Annotated in this window: 15 protein-coding genes; 6 read left to right on the top strand and 9 right to left on the bottom strand. The window is 69.6% G+C overall.

Going from position 1 to position 17,765, the window contains the following annotated elements; genetic code table 11:
- Window positions 1-56 precede the first annotated feature (56 nt).
- A complete protein-coding gene (locus tag V4U86_RS27020) occupies window positions 57-677 on the top strand; it encodes a class I SAM-dependent methyltransferase (RefSeq protein ID WP_395308908.1) in 621 nt (206 codons plus the stop codon).
- An 8-nt stretch (window positions 678-685) separates the two neighbouring features.
- Here V4U86_RS27020 and V4U86_RS27015 read toward each other — a convergent pair whose 3' ends face one another.
- Window positions 686-4,840, bottom strand: coding sequence for an alpha-(1->3)-arabinofuranosyltransferase domain-containing protein (locus V4U86_RS27015; protein WP_395312230.1), 4,155 nt, complete (start codon window positions 4,838-4,840; stop codon window positions 686-688).
- A gap of 25 nt (window positions 4,841-4,865) precedes the next feature.
- A complete protein-coding gene (locus V4U86_RS27010; RefSeq protein ID WP_067990124.1) occupies window positions 4,866-5,039 on the bottom strand; it encodes a DUF2613 domain-containing protein in 174 nt (57 codons plus the stop codon).
- A gap of 172 nt (window positions 5,040-5,211) precedes the next feature.
- Between V4U86_RS27010 and V4U86_RS27005 the strand changes: the two genes are divergently transcribed.
- Complete coding sequence (locus V4U86_RS27005; RefSeq protein ID WP_395308907.1) at window positions 5,212-6,372, top strand: glycoside hydrolase family 3 N-terminal domain-containing protein; 1,161 nt, start codon at window positions 5,212-5,214, stop codon at window positions 6,370-6,372.
- Between the two features lie 18 nt (window positions 6,373-6,390).
- Window positions 6,391-6,993, top strand: a complete 603-nt coding sequence (locus V4U86_RS27000) for a TetR/AcrR family transcriptional regulator (protein WP_395308906.1) — start codon at window positions 6,391-6,393, stop codon at window positions 6,991-6,993.
- A gap of 1 nt (window position 6,994) precedes the next feature.
- Here V4U86_RS27000 and V4U86_RS26995 read toward each other — a convergent pair whose 3' ends face one another.
- The 3 genes from V4U86_RS26995 to V4U86_RS26985 are packed head-to-tail and all read right to left on the bottom strand — an operon-like array spanning window position 6,995 to window position 10,287.
- Window positions 6,995-8,083: a methyltransferase gene (locus V4U86_RS26995; RefSeq protein WP_395308905.1), complete on the bottom strand. Its 1,089-nt coding sequence runs from the start codon at window positions 8,081-8,083 to the stop codon at window positions 6,995-6,997.
- A gap of 9 nt (window positions 8,084-8,092) precedes the next feature.
- Window positions 8,093-8,935: a MaoC/PaaZ C-terminal domain-containing protein gene (locus V4U86_RS26990; RefSeq protein WP_395308904.1), complete on the bottom strand. Its 843-nt coding sequence runs from the start codon at window positions 8,933-8,935 to the stop codon at window positions 8,093-8,095.
- Window positions 8,935-10,287, bottom strand: a complete 1,353-nt coding sequence (locus tag V4U86_RS26985; RefSeq protein ID WP_395308903.1) for a 3-oxoacyl-ACP reductase — start codon at window positions 10,285-10,287, stop codon at window positions 8,935-8,937. Before V4U86_RS26985 ends, V4U86_RS26990 begins: the two co-directional genes overlap by 1 nt.
- 46 nt (window positions 10,288-10,333) lie before the next feature.
- On the opposite strand from V4U86_RS26985, the gene V4U86_RS26980 reads away from it, so the two are divergent.
- Window positions 10,334-11,629, top strand: coding sequence for an acetyl-CoA C-acetyltransferase (locus V4U86_RS26980; RefSeq protein ID WP_395308902.1), 1,296 nt, complete (start codon window positions 10,334-10,336; stop codon window positions 11,627-11,629).
- A gap of 201 nt (window positions 11,630-11,830) precedes the next feature.
- Here the strand turns inward: V4U86_RS26980 and V4U86_RS26975 are convergent, their stop codons facing one another.
- Window positions 11,831-12,952, bottom strand: coding sequence for a TDT family transporter (locus tag V4U86_RS26975; protein ID WP_395308901.1), 1,122 nt, complete (start codon window positions 12,950-12,952; stop codon window positions 11,831-11,833).
- 15 nt (window positions 12,953-12,967) lie between these two features.
- Here V4U86_RS26975 and V4U86_RS26970 point away from each other — a divergent pair, with 15 nt between their 5' ends.
- Together V4U86_RS26970 and V4U86_RS26965 are read left to right on the top strand one after the other, a co-directional pair.
- Complete coding sequence (locus tag V4U86_RS26970; RefSeq protein WP_395308900.1) at window positions 12,968-13,918, top strand: TIGR03564 family F420-dependent LLM class oxidoreductase; 951 nt, start codon at window positions 12,968-12,970, stop codon at window positions 13,916-13,918.
- Between the two features lie 205 nt (window positions 13,919-14,123).
- Window positions 14,124-14,498: a helix-turn-helix domain-containing protein gene (locus tag V4U86_RS26965; RefSeq protein WP_395308899.1), complete on the top strand. Its 375-nt coding sequence runs from the start codon at window positions 14,124-14,126 to the stop codon at window positions 14,496-14,498.
- Here the strand turns inward: V4U86_RS26965 and V4U86_RS26960 are convergent.
- The 3 genes from V4U86_RS26960 to V4U86_RS26950 all read right to left on the bottom strand — a co-directional run bounded on the left by V4U86_RS26960 (window position 14,495) and on the right by V4U86_RS26950 (window position 17,720).
- Window positions 14,495-15,085: a ClpP family protease gene (locus V4U86_RS26960; protein WP_395308898.1), complete on the bottom strand. Its 591-nt coding sequence runs from the start codon at window positions 15,083-15,085 to the stop codon at window positions 14,495-14,497. The two genes, V4U86_RS26965 and V4U86_RS26960, sit on opposite strands and share 4 nt — an antisense overlap.
- Before the next feature lie 3 nt (window positions 15,086-15,088).
- Window positions 15,089-15,694, bottom strand: a complete 606-nt coding sequence (locus V4U86_RS26955) for a ClpP family protease (protein ID WP_395308897.1) — start codon at window positions 15,692-15,694, stop codon at window positions 15,089-15,091.
- 190 nt (window positions 15,695-15,884) lie between these two features.
- Entirely contained in the window at window positions 15,885-17,720 is a 1,836-nt protein-coding gene (locus V4U86_RS26950; RefSeq protein ID WP_395308896.1) for an acyl-CoA dehydrogenase, read from the bottom strand.
- Window positions 17,721-17,765: the final 45 nt, after the last annotated feature.

The raw sequence follows: 17,765 nt of genomic DNA, 5'->3' as shown, positions 1-17,765 counted from the left end.
GGGCGTCGACGATCGCGCCACCGGCCGGCGCCTCGCCGGGGAAAGGAAATGAGTTCATGACACAGCGAATCAACTGGGACGAGGCCTATCGCGCCGACGCACCTCCGGCCTGGAGCATCGGGGAACCGCAACCGGAATACGCGGCACTGCTGCGGGTGGAAGGCGCCGTGCATGGCGAGGTTCTCGACGCAGGTTGCGGACATGCAGAGTTGGCGATGGCCGTCGCGGCGCTCGGTCACCCGGTCGTCGGAATCGACCTGAGTCCCGCCGCGATCGAGACGGCGACCCGTACCGCCGCGGAGCGCGGCCTGGTGAACGCGACCTTCGTGGCCGCCGACATCTCCTCGTTCGCCGGGTACGACGGACGATTCGGCACCGTCTTCGACAGCGGCCTACTGCACGCTCTACCCGATGAGCTGTGCGACGGCTACCTGCGCTCGGTACGGCGTGCCGCAGCCCCGGGCGCGACCTTCTACATCCTCGCGTTCGGGGCGGGTGCCTTCGAGGACCATGAAGGCCCGGCGCCCACCCAGTTCACCGCGGAACAGCTGCGCGCCGAGATCTGCCGGCACTGGACGGTCGACGAGATCCGTCCGGCGCAGTTGCACGCCGAGATACCGGGAGTCGGGCGCGTCCAGATGCCCGGTCACCTGGCCATCGCGCGCAAACCGGCCTGACCAGTCGGCTATTCGGCAGATCTGGGCGGGCGTCGCAGCCCCACCGTCGAGGCCGCCAGCATGGCGACCGAGAGCAGGGCGAGCAACTGCACTCCGGCCGAATGGCCGACGTACCCGTCCACCGAACGCCACGGCCCGCGGGACAACACCGCACCGGCCGCGATCAGGCCGCCCGCCGTCACCACGACCGTCATCCGCTCCGCGCGGTCGCCCAGCAGATACCGGACCCCGATCGCCGCGGCCACCGCCGCCGCCCCGACCGGGCCGCTGATCAGCGCACCCGCGATCAGCGCGGCTGCCGCAGTCAACCACGGCGGGGGCGCCCAGGTCGGTACCGGTATGCCCTCGGCCCTGCGCCGGATCGGCAGCAGCGCCAGCATCGCCAGCAACGGCAACAGGGCAAGGCCACCGAACAGGCCGATCCGGTAGGTGCTGTTCGACGGGAATGTGAGGGTGAGGGGGCCGCCGGTGCCCGCCGGCACCACCCAGCCCTGCTGCCAGCCGTTGACGGTGATCGCCTGCAGCGCAGTGCCGTCCGCGGTGTGCGCCACCCAGCCCGGGTTCACGCTCTCCGGGACCACCAGAACCCGGTCGAGGTCGGCGGCGGTCACGTCGACCTCGCGGTGATCTGCTGCCCACCGTCCGGTGTTCGCGGGCACCATCGGCGCCGGGTGCAGCTCGTCCGCGCGCGGGCCGGCCAGCTGGACGCCGTCGACGACGAACGCCTCACCCGGACTGACCAGCAGTTCCTGCTGGCCCTGCGGAAGTGTGAGCGGTTCGCCGCCACAGGGTTTCGCGGCGATGGGTTCGTTGTTCAGTAGCGCGCCGACGGTGGTGGACACCGACGTCTGGATGAACCGGCCGGCGACACCGATGATCGGGCCGCGGCCGCACGGCAGCGTGATCGAGCGGTCCCGGTCGGCCGGGTCGGCGGGCGCGATCGCCGTCCCCGCCGCGTCGAGGGCGGTCACCTCCGCCAGGCCGGTGGGCTTGAGCTGATCGAATCCCAGTGCGGTGCGGTCGATCACATCGGTCCAGTCCAGGATCGACAGCTCGATGCTGTCGGTCACGGTGGGCATCAACTCGAGGGTGTGCGGCCCGTCGCCGTCGAGCCGGAACACCTGCGGCCCAGCGCCGAGGTTGACCGCGACCATCTCGGGATGGGCGGGCAGTGGCGAAGCGCTCGGCGTCAGTCGAAGCGCCGCCACCTCGGTGGCCTCCGGCAGCCGCACGGTCAGCGTCGGCGGCTTCTTCAACTGCACATTGTTCTGCGGCGCCGTCCACGAGGTGCGGACATCGCCGTCGGTGGCGGCGTACGCCGAGCCGAGCACGTCGATCAGATCCGAATCGCCCACGGCGCGAGTGGTTCCGGGGGTGGCGATCAGATCCGCCAGCCGCGGGCCCTGGCGGGCCCGGACCCACACCGTCGGCGTCACCTCCATGGCCTCGGGCACCGTCAGGGTGCGGCTCATGTTGACCTGCTCCTCCGGGGACAGGGCCAGCGTGGCCGCGCACCGGACCCCGTCGGGCGCCTCGGCACAGCCCGGCCTGCCCAGCAGGTCGGATCCCAGATCCCACTGCGCCACCGCCGAACCGGCGGCCGGGCCGGGCACGTCGACGGTGCGGCGCAGCGCCACCGGGTGGGCGAAGCCCGACGCGTCGTACTGGGTCACGCTCAGATCCGTGATACCGAACTGCACGCCCGGGGAACCGTCGTCGGTGCCGACCGCGGTGATCCGCATCCATGGTGTCTCACCGAACGGCAGCGCCGCGGTCAACGGTTTACCGGGCTCCTCGAAACGCAGGGTGGTGGTGCCGTTCACGGTCGAGACCTCGATGCGGCGCACCTGGGCTCCGACGGCGGTGGCGCTCGGGGTGATGGTGACCGCGGCATTGGTCACCGGGTGGTCGAAGTCGACCTGCATCCATTGGCCCACCGCGGTCTGCAGGGAGTTGGATACCCAGCTGGTCGAGGAGTCGGCGTCGATCGCGGCGGCCGGTCCCGATGACGGCGAGACATTGGGCAACGCAGTCGAATCCGCGGCCGAACTGGACACGCTGATGCGTCCGCCGGTCCACCGCGCGTACAGCGGGTCGGTGCCGGCCGGGTAGTCCATCACCCGGTTGAAGGTGTGCCGCAGTTCGTCTGGGGTGCGGATCGCCGAGGAGTGGTTGTCGACGCGCCCGTAGTCGGTTTCCCGGGCCAGCGGAGTGTCGGTGACGGTGACCAGCGGTGCCGGCACGCCCGCACGCTGGGCGTCGGCGGTCAGCAGCATCGGTCCGAGCGGCTGCCGGTCGTCGAGTCGCCGGCGTTCATCGAGGCGCAGCAGGGCTTCCGGTCCGCCGTCCACCCTGGCCATGGCGTCCAGTTCGGTCAGATACGGTGCCGGACGCGCATTCTCGACCCGGTAGATCTCGACGGCCGGGTAGCGGGGCCGCAGGCCGCTGTCGGTGACGAACCCCTCCAGCGTTCCCGGGCCGACCGGGTCACCGAACTGGGCGACCTTGGTCAGCCCGGGTGACCCGTCGACCACCCGGTGCACCAGGATCGGGCGGGCCGACCGGGAGGTGTCGGGGTCCAGGTCGTTGCGCACCACCACGTACGAAATACCTTGCTGGGCAAGGGTGTCGGCCAGGCCCGCGGAGGGCTGGCCGGCGGCGAACAAGCGCTGCACGGCATCGAGCGCGCGGATTGTCTCCGGTGGGGTCAGCGGGATCGAGTCGCGTACCCCCCACGGGCTGCCGCCCAGCACCTGCAGGGGTTCGTCGTGACTGTTGCCCCACACCTGCGTCGCGAACGGCGCACCCGGCGCGACCAGCACCCGGCCCCGCTCGGTGTTGTGCTCGTCGAGCCACGCCGCGGCGTCGTGCCAGTGTCCGGGGATCGCCTCGAAGCTGCCCGGCGGGGTCAGCCGGCCCGTCCAGGCCAGTGAGGTCGCGGCGGCCAGGGCGGTGAGCACCACGACCCCGACGGCCACCCGTTTGTCGCGTTCGGGGTTGGCGAAGGCGCGCACCCAGGTCGGCCGCGGCACGGCGCCGGGCAGCGGGATGCGGCCCAGCAGATGGGCCAGACCGAGTGCCAACGGGAGCCGCAACAGCGGCTCCAGCTTGTGCACGTTGCGCAGCGGGGTGCCGTCTGCGTCCAGGAACAGCTGCACCTGCGCGGCGATGGGGGAGCCCAGCCCGCCGGAGTACCCGACCGCCAGCGCGGTGATGCCGACGAACAGGATCAGGATGAGCCGGCCCCGCGCGGGCATGGTCCGCATCGCCAGACCCGCCAGCCCGGCGGCCGCGACCAGGGTGGTGGCCAGTACTGCCACCGAACTGGTGACCAACGACGATCCCGCGGTGGCGGTGGGCGCGACGTACGGCGTCCAACTGCCGCCGCCACGCAGCACCTCGGTCAGCGACAGCCAGCGGGTGGTGACGCCGGAGGATTCGATGAAGTCCAGAAACGGCGGGCTGATCCGGCCCAGCATGACCAGCGCCACCGACCACCAGGTGACCGCGAGGGCGGTGCACAGCGCCCACCACCCGGTGAACCGCCACCACTGCCGGTTCGGGCGGTGCGCGGCCCACCAGATGATGGCGGCCAGACACCCGGTCAGGGTCGCCACCGCGTTGACCGCGCCCATCAGGGCGACGGCGACGGCCGAGCGGGCGGCCAGCAGCCGGATCCGGTCGTCCCCGCGCATCGCGCAGATGACCGGCAACAACACCCAGGGCGCCAGCATCATCGGCAGGGTCTCCGACGAGATGGCGCCCAGCGTGGTCAGCACCCGTGGGGACAGCGCGAAGGCGGCCGCCGCGATGACCCGCGAGGTGGTGCTGCCGATGCCGAGCGCCTCGGCGACCCGCAGTAATCCCCAGAACCCGACGGTGAGCAGCAGCGCCCACCACAGCCGCTGGGTTACCCAGTCCGGGAGCCCGAGTACGTCCCCGGCCAGGAAGAACGCACCGTGCGGGAACAGGTAGCCGTACGCCTGGTTCTGTGCCTGCCCGAAGGGCAGATCGCTGTTCCACAGGTCGGCGGCGCGCGCCAGGAAGCGCAGCGGGTTGGCGGTGAGATCGAGTTTGGTGTCAGGGGCGATCCGGCCGGGATCCTGGCAGAACGCCAGGATCAGGAAAGCGGAACCGACCAGCCACAGCCAACGCCGTGACAGAACTTCGGCGAACGGCGCGCCCGGGTCAGGCCCGGTCGCCGTATTCAACGCGGTTGAGCACCGAGGACGCGGGGTCTCCCGACTGCACCGGTGGCTTGGTGTCTTGCTGGACCATCAGCGTCACGCCGAAGATCGCCGCCGCACCCAACAGCAGGCCGACCACGATGCTTGCCGCAGCGGGCACGACGAACCGTTCCATGCCCGCCAACCTAGCACGACAGAATGTGGCCATGACGTCGCAGGACCGTCGGTTCGGGCCGGTACAGCGGTGCTCGCGGGAGACCGGAGCCAGGTGACCGAGCCCGCGTGACTGCGGCCGAGGACGACTATTGGCGGCCCCGGATCGGGCCACCCGGTTAGGGTGGGGACCCATGTCGATGTCACGCGCACTCGGTGCCCTGACCGCGCTGTCCGGTCTGCTGCTGGCCTGCTCGCCGGCCCAGACCGAGGAGGCGGCCGCCCCGCCGGCCCCGGCGAGCAGCCAGGCACCCGTCCCGAGCAACGCAGCGCTGGACCTTCCGCTGCCCGCCGCCCCGGCGCCCGGCGGCTGTGACATCGCCTCGATGTCGACCCGGGACAAGCTCGCCCAGTTGCTGATGGTCGGTGTGACCGGCGCGGCCGACGCCCGCGCGGCGGTGACCGAGCACAAGGTCGGCGGGATCATGATCGGCAGCTGGACCGATTTGTCGATGCTCGGTGCACCGCTGGCCGGAATCGCCGCCGACGCGGGCCCGCTGTCACTGGCGGTCAGCGTCGACGAGGAGGGCGGCAGGGTGTCCCGGCTGGCCGGTGTGATCGGCAGCCAGCCCTCGGCGCGCCAGCTGGCCGAGACCAAGACCGCCGACGAGGTCTACGGGATAGCACTGGAGCGCGGCCGGGCCATGCGTGGCCTGGGCATCACCGTGGACTTCGCCCCGGTGGTCGACCTGACGCAGCAGAGCGCCGCGATCGGGGACCGTTCCTTCGGTGACGACCCGGCGACGGTGACCGAGTACGCCGGCGCCTACGCCCGCGGTCTGCGGGACGCCGGGGTGCTGCCGGTGCTCAAGCACTTCCCCGGCCACGGCCGCGCCGCCGGTGATTCGCACACCGGTGCGGTGTCGACGCCGCCGCTGGCCGAGCTGCAGAACGACGATCTGGTCCCGTACCGCACGCTGACCACCCAGCAGCCGGTGGCGGTGATGGTGGGCCACATGCAGGTCCCGGGATTGACCGGCGGTGAGCAGGCCAGCCTGAGCCCCGCCGCATACAACCTGCTGCGCGGTGAGTTCGGCTTCGGTGGCCTGGTGTTCACCGACGACCTGTCCAGCATGGCGGCGATCAACCAGCAGTACGGGGTGGCCGCGGCGGTGCTGAAGTCGTTGCAGGCGGGCGCCGACGTCGCATTGTGGATCACCACCGCCGAGGTTCCTGCGGTGCTGGACCGCCTGGAGCAGGCGGTGGCCGCCGGCGAACTGCCCCTGGCCAAGGTGGACGACTCGGTGCGTCGGGTGGCGGCGTCCAAGGGGCCTAACCCCAGCTGCGGCGGCTGATCGCCGTACGCTGGTCCGATGGCCGGAGGAACGAAGCGGTTGCCGCGCGCGGTGCGCGAGCAGCAGATGCTCGACGCCGCCGTGCAGATGTTCTCCATCAACGGCTACCACGAGACCTCGATGGATGCGATCGCCGCGGAAGCGCAGATCTCCAAGCCGATGCTCTATCTGTACTACGGCTCCAAGGAGGAGCTGTTCGGGGCGTGCCTGGACCGCGAGCTGAATCGCTTCGTCGAAGAGGTGCGCGGCGAGATCGACTTCACGCTGAGCCCAAAAGAGATGCTGACCAACGCCGTTGGGGCGTTCCTGGGCTACATCGACAGTCACCGGGCGTCGTGGATCGTGCTGTACTCCCAGGCCACCAGTTCGCAGGCGTTCGCGCACACCGTCCGTGAGGGCCGGGAACGGATCATCGATCTGGTGGGCCGGTTGCTGCAGTCGGGTACGCGGCACCCGGAGCCGGACGCCGATTTCAACATGATGGCGGTCGCCCTGGTGGGTGCCGGCGAGGCCATCGCGGACCGGGTGAGCACCGGGGACGCCGACGTGCAGGACGCCACCGACCTGATGATCAACCTGTTCTGGCGCGGCCTGAAGGGCAAACCCAGCGACAAGGGTTGACTCAGACCGCCTGTCCTTCGATGACGCACAGTGGGCCCGCCGTCTGCACCACCCGGGTGAAGCGGAACCCGCTCTGGCCGAACAGCGCCCGGAACTCACGTTCGGTGCGTTCCTGCCCGCCCGCAGAGACCAGCATCTCCAGATCGATCACCTTGGATACCGCTTCCCGGTGGTGGTCGGGGATGACCGTCTCCAGCAGCAGCACAGTGGCGCCCGGGCGGGCCGCCGCGCGGACCGTGCGCAGGATGCGCACCGCGTCCTCGTCGGCCCAGTCGTGGATGACGTTCTTCAACACGTAGGCGTCACCCTCGGGTGGGACCGCTTCGAAGAAGGAGCCGCCGCGCACCTGCACGCGGTCGGCAACACCGAAGCGGCTCAACAAGTCTGGGGCATCCTGTACCACTTCGGGCAAGTCGTACAGGATGCCTTGCGCGGCCGGGGCGGCGGCCAGGATCGCCGACAGCAGCCGGCCGTGCCCGCCCCCGACGTCGACGATGGTGGAGAACCGGGTGAAGTCGTAGGCGGCGAGCACCGGGCCGAGGGCGAGTTCGGACATACTGGTCATCGCGTCGTTGAAGATCGCGGCCAATTCCGGTTCGGTGCCCAGGTATTCGAATGCCGGCATCCCGCGCAGCTGCGCCAGCATGGGCCGGCCGGTCCGCACCGCCTCGGCCAAATGGCTCCAGTGTTCGCGGTGCTGCGGCGCTCCGACGAACCGGGCCATCCCGGCGATCGACACCGGGGCGTCCGAGCGCAACGGTTCGGACACCGCGTTCAGCGCGTAGCGGGAGCCCCGCTTGGCCGTGAACACCCCCTGGCTGACCAGCGCCCGCATCAACCGGTCCAGAGCGTCGGGGTGGGCGTCGACGCGGCGGGCCAGCTCGAGGATCGGCAGCGGGCCGCCGGACAGCGCGTCGGCGATCTTCAACTCCGCGGCCACCGCGATGCCCTGGGACACCCACGCACCGAGGATCAGTTCGAGCAGCACGGCCGGGCCCGGGGCGCTGCGCCGTCGCAAACGCAGCAGCCCGTCACGGATGCGTTCGACGGCGCGGACGACCCGGGGCGGAGGTGGGCGGCTGGGAGCCACCGGCACAGTCTAGAGCCGGTTCACCGTCGCCGAAAGGTGCGGATATCCCTTGGTCAGATGTCGCAGCGCCAGTTCCCAACCGTTGTCGACCGCGTCCACGTACAGGCCCGCGCGGGCCGGCAGCAGCACCGGCTTACCGAAGCGCACCGAATACTTGACCGCATCCGGCAGCTGGCCCTCGATGTTGGCCAGCACGGCTGCGGCGCTGAACATTCCGTGTGCGATGACGGTGGGGAAGCCGAACAGCTTGGCGCCCAGGGTGTTCGTGTGGATCGGGTTGTGGTCCCCACCGATGGAGGCGTAGGACCGGATCTGGCCGGCCGAGATGCTCAGCACCGCGTTGGGCGGTGGAAGCTTGGGCTGCTTGGGCGGTTCCGGCCGCGGCTCGTCGGACAGGCTGGTGCGCTGCTGATGCAGGAACGTGGTGACCTGATGCCAGGCCAGGTCGTAACCGATCTTGATGTCGGTGACCAGATCCACCAGCAGACCCTTGCGGTGCTCACGCAGGTTCTCCGCGTGCACCGACACGTCGAGCACATCGCTGACAGTGATCGGCCGGTACTGGGTGATGTGATTCTCGGTGTGCACCGAACCCATTGCCGCGAAGGGGAAGTCGAACGAGGTGGCCAGCGACATCATGGTCGGGAAGGTCAACGCGAACGGGTAGGTCAGCGGCACGGTGTCGTCGAACCGCAGCCCGGTCACACCCGCGTAGGCCGCCACGTTGGCCGGGTCGATGCGGAGTTCGGGCACGTGCACCGTGCGGTCGGGTAGACCGCCCGCACGCGGGATGAACGGCAAGGCACCGGCGACCGCCCGCGCCATGTTCAGCAGGCCGTTGGGCTGAGACATCAGGCCCCCAGCAGGGCCTGGCCGCAGACCCGGATCGTGTTGCCCGTCACGGCATTCGAGGCCGGGCTGGCGAAGTAGGCGATGGTCTCGGCGACGTCGACCGGTTGCCCGCCCTGGAACAGCGAGTTGAGCCGACGGCCCACCTCGCGGGTGGCCAGCGGGATCGCCTCGGTCATCTTGGTCTCGATGAAACCGGGGGCGACGGCGTTGATGGTGATGTTCTTCTCGGCCAGCGACGGCGACAGCGCCTCGACGATGCCGATCATGCCGGCCTTGGTGGCCGCGTAGTTGGTCTGGCCGCGGTTGCCGGCGATGCCGGCCATCGAGGACAAACCGATCACCCGGCCGCCCTCGCCGAGCGCCCCCGCCGCCACCAGACCCTCGGTAAGAGTCAGTGGCGCAACGAGATTGACGGCCACCACGGCGTCCCAGCGGGACTCGTCCATGTTGGCCAGCAACTTGTCGCGGGTGATGCCGGCGTTGTTGACCAGGACGTCGAGCCGGCCCCCGTGGTGTTCGGTCAGGTGCGCCACGATCGTCTCCACCGCGTCGGCGGCCGTGACGTCCAGTGCCAGGGCCGTGCCACCGACCTTGTCGGCGGTCTGGATGAGTGCCTCTTCGGCGGCGGGCACGTCGACGGCCACCACGGCCGCACCGTCGCGGGCGAAGACCTCCGCGATGGTGGCGCCGATGCCGCGGGCCGCGCCGGTCACCACGGCGACCTTGCCGGCCAGGGGCTTGTCCCAGTCGGCGGGCGCCTGCGCGTCGGCAGCACCCACCCGATACACCTGACCGTCGACGAACGCCGACTTGCCGGACAGGATGAAGCGCAGCGTCGACTCCAGCCCGGACACCCCGGCGGCGGCGTCGGGGGACAGGTACACCAGCGACACCGTGGCACCCCGGCGCAGTTCCTTGCCGAGCGAACGGGTGAAGCCCTCCAGCGCGCGCTGCACGATGTGCTCGTGCGCGCTGCCGGTGTCGGACGGGGTGGTGCCGATCACCACGACCCGGCCCGAGGGCGCGAGGTTGCGCAGCACCGGGGTGAAGAACTCGTAGAGCCCCTTGAGCCCGGCCGGTTCGGTGATGTCGGTGGCGTCGAACACCAATCCGCCAAAGGAGTCGGCCCACCGTCCGCCGATGTTGGCCGAGACGACGTCGTAGTCGTCGGCCAGGGCGGCGCGCAGCGGTTCGACGACCCGTCCGGTGCCGCCGACCAGCAAGGACCCGGCCAAGGCCGGCCCGCCGGGCCGGTAGCGGCGGAGTTCTTCGGGTTGCGGGATGCCGAGTTGTTTGGCCAGGAATGATCCGGGCCCGGAATTGACCACTTGGGAGAACAGGTCGGAAGCCATGGGTACTAACTTACTCCAGAGTAAGGTCTGCGGGTAACCTAGGGGCATGGCCAATACGAATGCTCGCGTCGCCGTGCTCGGCGGAAACCGGATCCCGTTCGTTCGCTCCGACGGCGCCTACGCGAATGCCTCCAACCAAGACATGTTCACCGCGGTCCTCGACGGGCTCGCCGACCGCTTCGGGCTGCGCGGCGAGAAACTCGACGCCGTCATCGGCGGTGCGGTGCTCAAGCACAGCCGCGATTTCAACCTGATGCGGGAAAGCGTGCTGGGCAGCTCGCTGTCTCCCTACACCCCGGCCTTCGACCTGCAGCAGGCCTGCGGCACCGGCCTGCAGGCAGCCATCGCCGCCGCCGACGGCATCGCCCGCGGCCGCTACCGGGTGGCCGCCGCCGGCGGGGTGGACACCACCTCCGACGCGCCCATCGCGTTCGGTGACGACCTGCGCGGCGTGCTGCTGAGCCTGCGCCGCTCCAAGTCCAACCTGGACCGGCTCAAGCTGGTCGGCAAGCTGCCCGCCGCCCTCGGCGTCGAGATCCCGACCAACGGCGAACCCCGCACCGGGCTGTCCATGGGCGAGCACGCCGCCATCACCGCCAAGCAGATGGGCATCAAGCGTGTCGACCAGGACGAACTGGCCGCCGCCAGCCACCGCAACATGGCTGCCGCCTACGACCGCGGTTTCTTCGACGATCTGGTCACCCCGTTCCTCGGCGTCTACCGGGACAACAACCTGCGGCCCGATTCCTCCGCCGAGAAGCTCGCCAAGCTCAAGCCGGTGTTCGGGGTGCGCAACGGGGACGCGACGATGACCGCGGGCAACTCCACGCCGTTGACCGACGGCGCCTCGGTGGCGCTGCTGGCATCCGAGGAGTGGGCCGCCGAGCACGACATCCCGGTGCTGGCCTACTTCGTGGACGGTGAGACCGCCGCCGTCGATTACGTCAACGGTCCCGACGGGCTGCTGATGGCCCCGACGTACGCGGTGCCCCGACTGCTCGCCCGCAACGGCCTGACCCTGCAGGGCTTCGACTTCTACGAGATCCACGAGGCCTTCGCCTCGGTGGTGCTCGCGACGCTGGCGGCCTGGGAATCCGAGGACTACTGCAAGGAGCGCCTCGGGCTGGACCAGCCGCTGGGCGCCATCGACCGCAGCAAGCTCAACGTCAACGGTTCCTCGCTGGCGGCCGGGCACCCGTTCGCCGCCACCGGCGGGCGGATCGTGGCGCAGCTGGCGAAGCAACTCGCCGAGAAGAAGAAGCAGACCGGGCAACCGGTGCGCGGGCTGATCTCCGTCTGCGCCGCCGGCGGGCAGGGCGTCACGGCCATCCTCGAGGCCTGATCCTGCCCAACCGAACAATGCGGCGGTAAAAGACGAGATGACCTGGCCATTTCGTCAATCTCGGCGCGGCGTACGGCTCGGTGAAAAACTTTCCGAAGAAAATTTTCGGATCCGTGTAACGCCCCGCAGAGCACCGCCGATACATGGGATAGCTCCGTGTTGCCGTCTGACCCCCCGACCCGACGGCAACACGGGGCTCTTTCAGTTCCGGGGCCGGTGCTGGTCCTTGGACGCCGTGATCGGCGATGAACCGGCCGGGGCGAACAGACTGCCCGCCACACTGCCGCGGGCGGTGCGCACCGCGACCAGCGCCCAGGTGCACAGCAGTCCGCAGTAGGCGGCGATCGCGGCGACCTCGAACGCCGGCAGCCCGGTGTGCAGCGCCAGCTGGGTGGTGCCGGTGACGAAGGTGCCGACCGGGAAGGTCAGGCTCCACCAGGTCAACGCGAACGGCATGCCGCGGCGCAGGGTGCGGATGGTCAGGGCTGAGGCCAGCATGATCCACAGCACGCTGAACCCCCAGACCGGTACCCCGAACAGCACCGCGAAGATGTCCATCCCGGCGGCCAGTTCCGCGGGAACGGCCAGGTGCGCCTCGTTGGCCAGCAGCCCGGCCACCGTCACCGACTGGCCCAGCGGACCGAGCACGATCCACAGCGTGGGGACCCGCGCCGTCCCGGAGGTGCCGTACAGCGCCAGCCGGCTCCAGATCATCGTGATGATGATCAAGGCGGCGATCAGCGACAGCCCGAACATGGCCAGACAGAGGTAGAACATCGTGGCCCGGCCGGTGCCCGGTGCCATGTGCGGAATGAGCATCGCGCCGGATGCGGCGGACACCATGGGCGGGACGACGGGCATCAACCAGCCACCGAACGCCGCATCGGGTCCCACGTTGAGTTGGGTGAACATCAGGTACGGGATGGACACCGCGGTGTAGAGCCCGCCGATGGTGCCCGCGGACCACAACACCCAGTTGATGTCCACGGCCAGGCTCTCGCCGATCAGGTCCTTGCCGACGAGCATGGTGCCCGATCCGACGGTGATCAGCGCCATCGGCGCGGCCCCGTAGAAGTGCGCCATCTGCGGGTTGCGGACGTGCCCGCGGGCCACCGTCGGATGCCGGAACCACTGCGCGCTGACCGCCACGATCAGCGCCACCAACAGCGCCGCGGCGACCACCCAGACGATCTCGGTGAACACCCGCAGACCGGGCGGCTGCAGCGGCAGGGTGGCCCCGGCGACCGCGATGATCCCGGTGCCCATCACCGAGGAGAACCAGTTCGGGCCGAAGTTTCCCAGTCGTGTTCCGGTTTCGGTCATGCTCGTCCGGGCATCATGATTGGCATGCAGATCAGCATCCTGGGTTCGGTGGCCGCTTCGGCGACGGACCCCCTCATCGACCGTGTCGTGTCGGACTTCGCGCAGTACCGCGACGAAGGCTTCCGGCGAATCTGGATGACCCAGATGCCCTATGAGCCGGATCTGCTGACCGTGTTGGCGGTGGCGATGCGGGAGGTCGACACCATCGAGGTGGGCACCGGCGTGGTGCCGATCCAGAATCAGCATCCGATGCAGTTGGCGCAGCGTGCGTTGACGCTGAACCTCATCGCCGACGGCCGGTTCACCCTCGGGGTGGGGATGACGCATGCCGCGGTCACCGAGGGCATGTGGGGCATCCCCTGGGATCGCCCGGTGCGCCGGCTCAACGAGTACCTGGACGGGCTGCTGCCGCTGCTGGCCGGGCAGCCGGCCGACGCGCCGGGCGAGATCTACACCACGCGGGGCGCCCTGCAGATCCCGGGCGCCGCGGCACCCGATGTCTACATCGCTGCCCTCGGCCCGCAACTGCTGAAGATCGCCGGCCGGCGCACCGCGGGCACCGTCACCTGGATGACCGGGCCCAAGACGCTCGCCGAGCACGTCGCGCCGACCCTGCGGGCGGCAGCGGGCGGGCGGTCCGTGCGGGTGGTGGCGGCGCTGCCGGTCAGCGTGACCGACGACGTCGACGGGGCGCGTGCCCAGGCCGCCGAACAGTTCGCGATGTACGGGCAGCTGCCGTCCTACCGGGCGATGCTCGACCGGGAGGGCTACGCCGGTCCCGCCGAGGCCGCGCTGATCGGCGACGAGCAGACCGTGATCGCCCGTCTGGACGAGCTGCGTGCCGCCGGGGTGCACGAGTACGTGGGCGTCGTGTTCGACCGATCGCCCGAGGTCAGAGCCCGAACCAGGGCGCTGCTGCGGGCCCAGGACCGGGACTTGGAAAGTGTGGAAAAACCTCTGGTGTGATCATGATCACAGGCGTACAGTCGACCGCACGACGGGTTCGGGAGTGACAGATCCAAAGAGCCGGAACGAGGTGAAAATCCGGCCGCGCGAGATACCGAAAGGTATATGAGGACGCCCTCGAGGTTGAAAAACCGCAGTCCTCCCGAACCCGCCCACATGTCTGTCTCCCGGGTCACTTCGCCTCGACCCCCCGAAACTTCTGCCGATGGTGAACATCGCTGTGCCGCCCGGCCGCGCGGGACATGATGCCCAGATGGGCGACATCATCCGCATCCACCCGGAACGTCAGCCGCCGCATGAGCCGCTGGAACCGCTGTGGCGTGAGGCGCTGGGGCGACGGCTACGCGAGACCCGGCGGCGCCGCGGCGCCCGACTGGTCGACGTCGCGGCGCGGGCCGGGCTGTCACCGCAGTACCTCTCCGAGATCGAGCGGGGCCGCAAGGAACCGTCCAGCGAGATGATCGCGGCGGTGTGCGGTGCGTTGAACATCGAGCTCGGACGACTGCTCGGCGGCATCTCGGCCGACCTGACCCGCCCGGCTGCGCCGAACACCGGCGGCACAGTCCTGATGGCGGCTTAGCCCCGCTGATCCAGCACCCGATCGGCCAGCCCATAAGCGACCGCGCCGGCCGCGTCGAACACCCGGTCCCGATCGGTGTCGTGGCGTAACTGCGCGACGTCGCGCCCGGTGTGCCGGGCCAGGATGGCCTCCAGCTGCCCACGCGTCCGGACGACCTCGTCGGCCTGCAGGATCAGATCGGGGATGGTGCCGCGGCCCTGCGCGGCGGGCTGGTGCAGCACCACCCGCGAATGCGGCAGCACCGCACGCCGGCCCGGCTCACCGGCCGCCAGCAGCACCGCCCCGGTCGCCACGGCCTGCCCGATACAGGTGGTGGCCACCGGGGCCTTGATGAAGCGCATGGTGTCGTAGACCGCGAGCATCGCCGACAGGTCCCCGCCCTCGGAGTTGATGTACAGCGCGATCTCCTGCTCGGGGTTGTCGGCCTCCAGGTGCAACAGCTGCGCGATCAGCGCATTGGCCACACCGGGATCGATCGCGGTGCCCAGGTAGACGATGCGTTCGGTGAGCAGGTGCGAGTAGACGTCCATGATCCGTTCGCCCGTCGAGGTGCGGGCGATGACATTGGGGATGGTGTAGGTGCTCATGTGCTAGACACCAATCCCGAAGCGCTGCTTGCGGTTCGGCGCGATCTGGCCGAAGTCATCGACGATGTGGTCGATGAAGCCGTATTCGTGGGCCTGCGCCGCGGTGAACCAGCGGTCGTGCAGCGAGTCGGCGAAGATGCGCTCGACGTCCTGGCCGGTGTCGGCGGCGATGATCCCCAGCACGGTGTCGCGGGTGTGCCGCAGATCCTCGGCCTGCACCTCGACCTCGACCGCCGAACCGGCGATGCCCGCAGATCCCTGGTGCATCAGGATGCGCGCGTGCGGCAGCGCGAAACGCTTCCCCGGGGTCCCCGAGGAGAGCAGGAACTGTCCTGCGCTGCAAGCCAATCCGAGCGCCAGGGTGCAGACGTCGGCCGGGATCAGGCGCATCACGTCGCGGATGGCCAGCATCGCGGGTACCGATCCGCCGGGGGAGTGGATCCACAACGCGATGTCGTCGTGCGCGTCGGCGGCCAGCGTGAGCAGCTGGGTCATCAGGACGGCCCCGTTGTCGTCGTCGAGGGCGCCGTCGAGCACGAGCACCCGGTTGTGGAACAGGTCCTCGCGCAATCGGCGGTCGAACAGTGGTGGTTTCTCGGTGGTGGTCACGTCTCGACTCTGCGTGCCGAGATCGGGGCACGCCAGCCGGTGCTGCTGTCAGCAGAACGCGAAACACGCGTACCCGCGCCGGTTCGGGCCTCGAAAGCAACACAACCGCGGGTCTCGCCGAGAGAACCCGCAACGCAAGGAACCCCCGGGATCGCCGGGGGTTCCTTGGTCTAGCGGGACTGCGCGCCGATCAGAAGGCGGCTTCGTCGAGCTCCATCACTTCGTTGTCGATGTTGTCGAGCACCACGCGGGTGCTGGTCAGCAGCGGCAGGAAGTTCTTGGCGAAGAACGACGCGGCGCCGATCTTGCCCTCGTAGAACGACTTGTCCGCACCGGTGGCGCCGGCGTCGAGCTTCTCGATCGCCACGGCGGCCTGCTGGGCCAGCAGCCAGCCGATGACCAGGTCGCCGACGCTCATCAGGAAGCGCACCGAGCCGAGGCCGACCTTGTAGATGTCGGACGGCTCCTCCTGCGAGGCCATCAGGTAGCCGGTCAGGGTGGCGGCCATGGCCTGCACATCCTCCAGCGCGGTCGCCAGCAGCGCACGCTCGGCCTTGAGCCGGCCGTTGCCGGTCTCGTTCTTCACGAAGCTGTCGATCTGCGCGGTCACGTAGGCCAGTGCCTGGCCCTTGTCGCGAATGATCTTGCGGAAGAAGAAGTCCTGTGCCTGGATGGCGGTGGTGCCCTCGTACAGCGAGTCGATCTTGGCGTCGCGGATGTACTGCTCGACCGGGTAGTCCTGCAGGAAGCCGGAGCCGCCGAAGGTCTGCAGGCTCTCGGTCAGCTTGGCGTAGGCGGTCTCCGAGCCGAAGCCCTTGACCACCGGCAGCAGCAGATCGTTGACCCGTACGGCCAGTTCGGCGTCCACGTCGTGCAGCGCCTTGGCGACCTCGGCGTCCTGGAAGGTGGCGGTGTACATGTACAGCGCGCGCATGCCCTCGGCGTAGGACTTCTGGGTCATCAGCGAACGACGCACGTCGGGGTGATGGGTGATGGTCACCCGCGGCGCGGTCTTGTCGGTCATCTGGGTCAGGTCGGCGCCCTGCACCCGGTCCTTGGCGTACTCCAGGGCGTTCAGGTAGCCGGTGGACAGGGTGGCGATGGCCTTGGTGCCCACCATCATCCGAGCCTGCTCGATGACGTCGAACATCTGCGCGATGCCGTTGTGCACCTCGCCGACGAGCCAGCCCTTGGCCGGGACGCCGTGCTGACCGAAGGACAGCTCACAGGTCGCGGAGACCTTGAGGCCCATCTTGTGCTCGACGTTGGTGACGAACACGCCGTTGCGCTCGCCGAGCTCACCGGTCTCGAAGTCGAACAGGAACTTCGGCACGAAGAACAGCGACAGACCCTTGGTGCCCGGGCCGGCGCCCTCGGGGCGGGCCAGCACCAGGTGCGCGATGTTCGGGAACAGATCGTCGGCCTCGGCGGAGGTGATGAACCGCTTCACACCGTCGATGTGCCAGGAGCCGTCCTCCTGCTTGATGGCCTTGGTACGGCCGGCGCCTACGTCCGAACCCGCGTCGGGCTCGGTGAGCACCATGGTGGCGCCCCAGTTGTTCTCCGAGGCGATGGCCGCCCACTTGCGCTGCTCCGGGGTGCCGTTGTCGGCGAAGATCTGCGCGAAACCGGCACCGCCGCTGTACATCCAGACCGCCGGGTTGGCGCCGAGGATGTGCTCGTTGAGCGCCCACAGCAGGGCCTTGGGGGCGGGCATGCCGCCGAGATCCTCGTCCAGGGTGACCTTGTTCCAGCCGCCCTCGATGCAGGCACGCACCGAGGCCTTGAACGACTCGGGCAGCGAGATGGTGTGCGTGGCCGGGTCGAAGACCGGCGGGTTGCGGTCACCGTCGGCGAACGACGCGGCGAGCGGGCCCTCGGCCAACCGCGCCATCTCGTTGATCATCTCGCGGGCGGTGTCGGCATCCAGGTCGGCGAACGTCCCGGCGCCGAGCGCCTTGTCGAGACCGAGCACATCGAACAAGGCGAATACCTGGTCACGGACGTTGCTCTTGTAGTGACTCACAGTGTCTCCTCAATGAGAATTGGGTCTGCGCGGTTGGGTACCTGT

It is taken from the genome of Mycobacterium sp. AMU20-3851 (assembly GCF_043974665.1).
Lineage (GTDB): Bacteria > Actinomycetota > Actinomycetes > Mycobacteriales > Mycobacteriaceae > Mycobacterium.
This window is presented reverse-complemented; position numbering and strand designations above follow the sequence as displayed.

Bases quoted from the DNA above. Each gene is read 5' to 3' on its own strand.
- V4U86_RS27020 (WP_395308908.1), top strand. From the start codon at position 57: ATGACACAGCGAATCAACTGGGACGAGGCCTATCGCGCCGACGCACCT.
- V4U86_RS27010 (WP_067990124.1), bottom strand. From the start codon at position 5,039: ATGGAACGGTTCGTCGTGCCCGCTGCGGCAAGCATCGTGGTCGGCCTG.
- V4U86_RS27005 (WP_395308907.1), top strand. From the start codon at position 5,212: ATGTCGATGTCACGCGCACTCGGTGCCCTGACCGCGCTGTCCGGTCTG.
- V4U86_RS27000 (WP_395308906.1), top strand. From the start codon at position 6,391: ATGGCCGGAGGAACGAAGCGGTTGCCGCGCGCGGTGCGCGAGCAGCAG.
- V4U86_RS26990 (WP_395308904.1), bottom strand. From the start codon at position 8,935: ATGTCTCAGCCCAACGGCCTGCTGAACATGGCGCGGGCGGTCGCCGGT.
- V4U86_RS26985 (WP_395308903.1), bottom strand. From the start codon at position 10,287: ATGGCTTCCGACCTGTTCTCCCAAGTGGTCAATTCCGGGCCCGGATCA.
- V4U86_RS26980 (WP_395308902.1), top strand. From the start codon at position 10,334: ATGGCCAATACGAATGCTCGCGTCGCCGTGCTCGGCGGAAACCGGATC.
- V4U86_RS26975 (WP_395308901.1), bottom strand. From the start codon at position 12,952: ATGACCGAAACCGGAACACGACTGGGAAACTTCGGCCCGAACTGGTTC.
- V4U86_RS26970 (WP_395308900.1), top strand. From the start codon at position 12,968: ATGATTGGCATGCAGATCAGCATCCTGGGTTCGGTGGCCGCTTCGGCG.
- V4U86_RS26965 (WP_395308899.1), top strand. From the start codon at position 14,124: ATGGTGAACATCGCTGTGCCGCCCGGCCGCGCGGGACATGATGCCCAG.
- V4U86_RS26960 (WP_395308898.1), bottom strand. From the start codon at position 15,085: ATGAGCACCTACACCATCCCCAATGTCATCGCCCGCACCTCGACGGGC.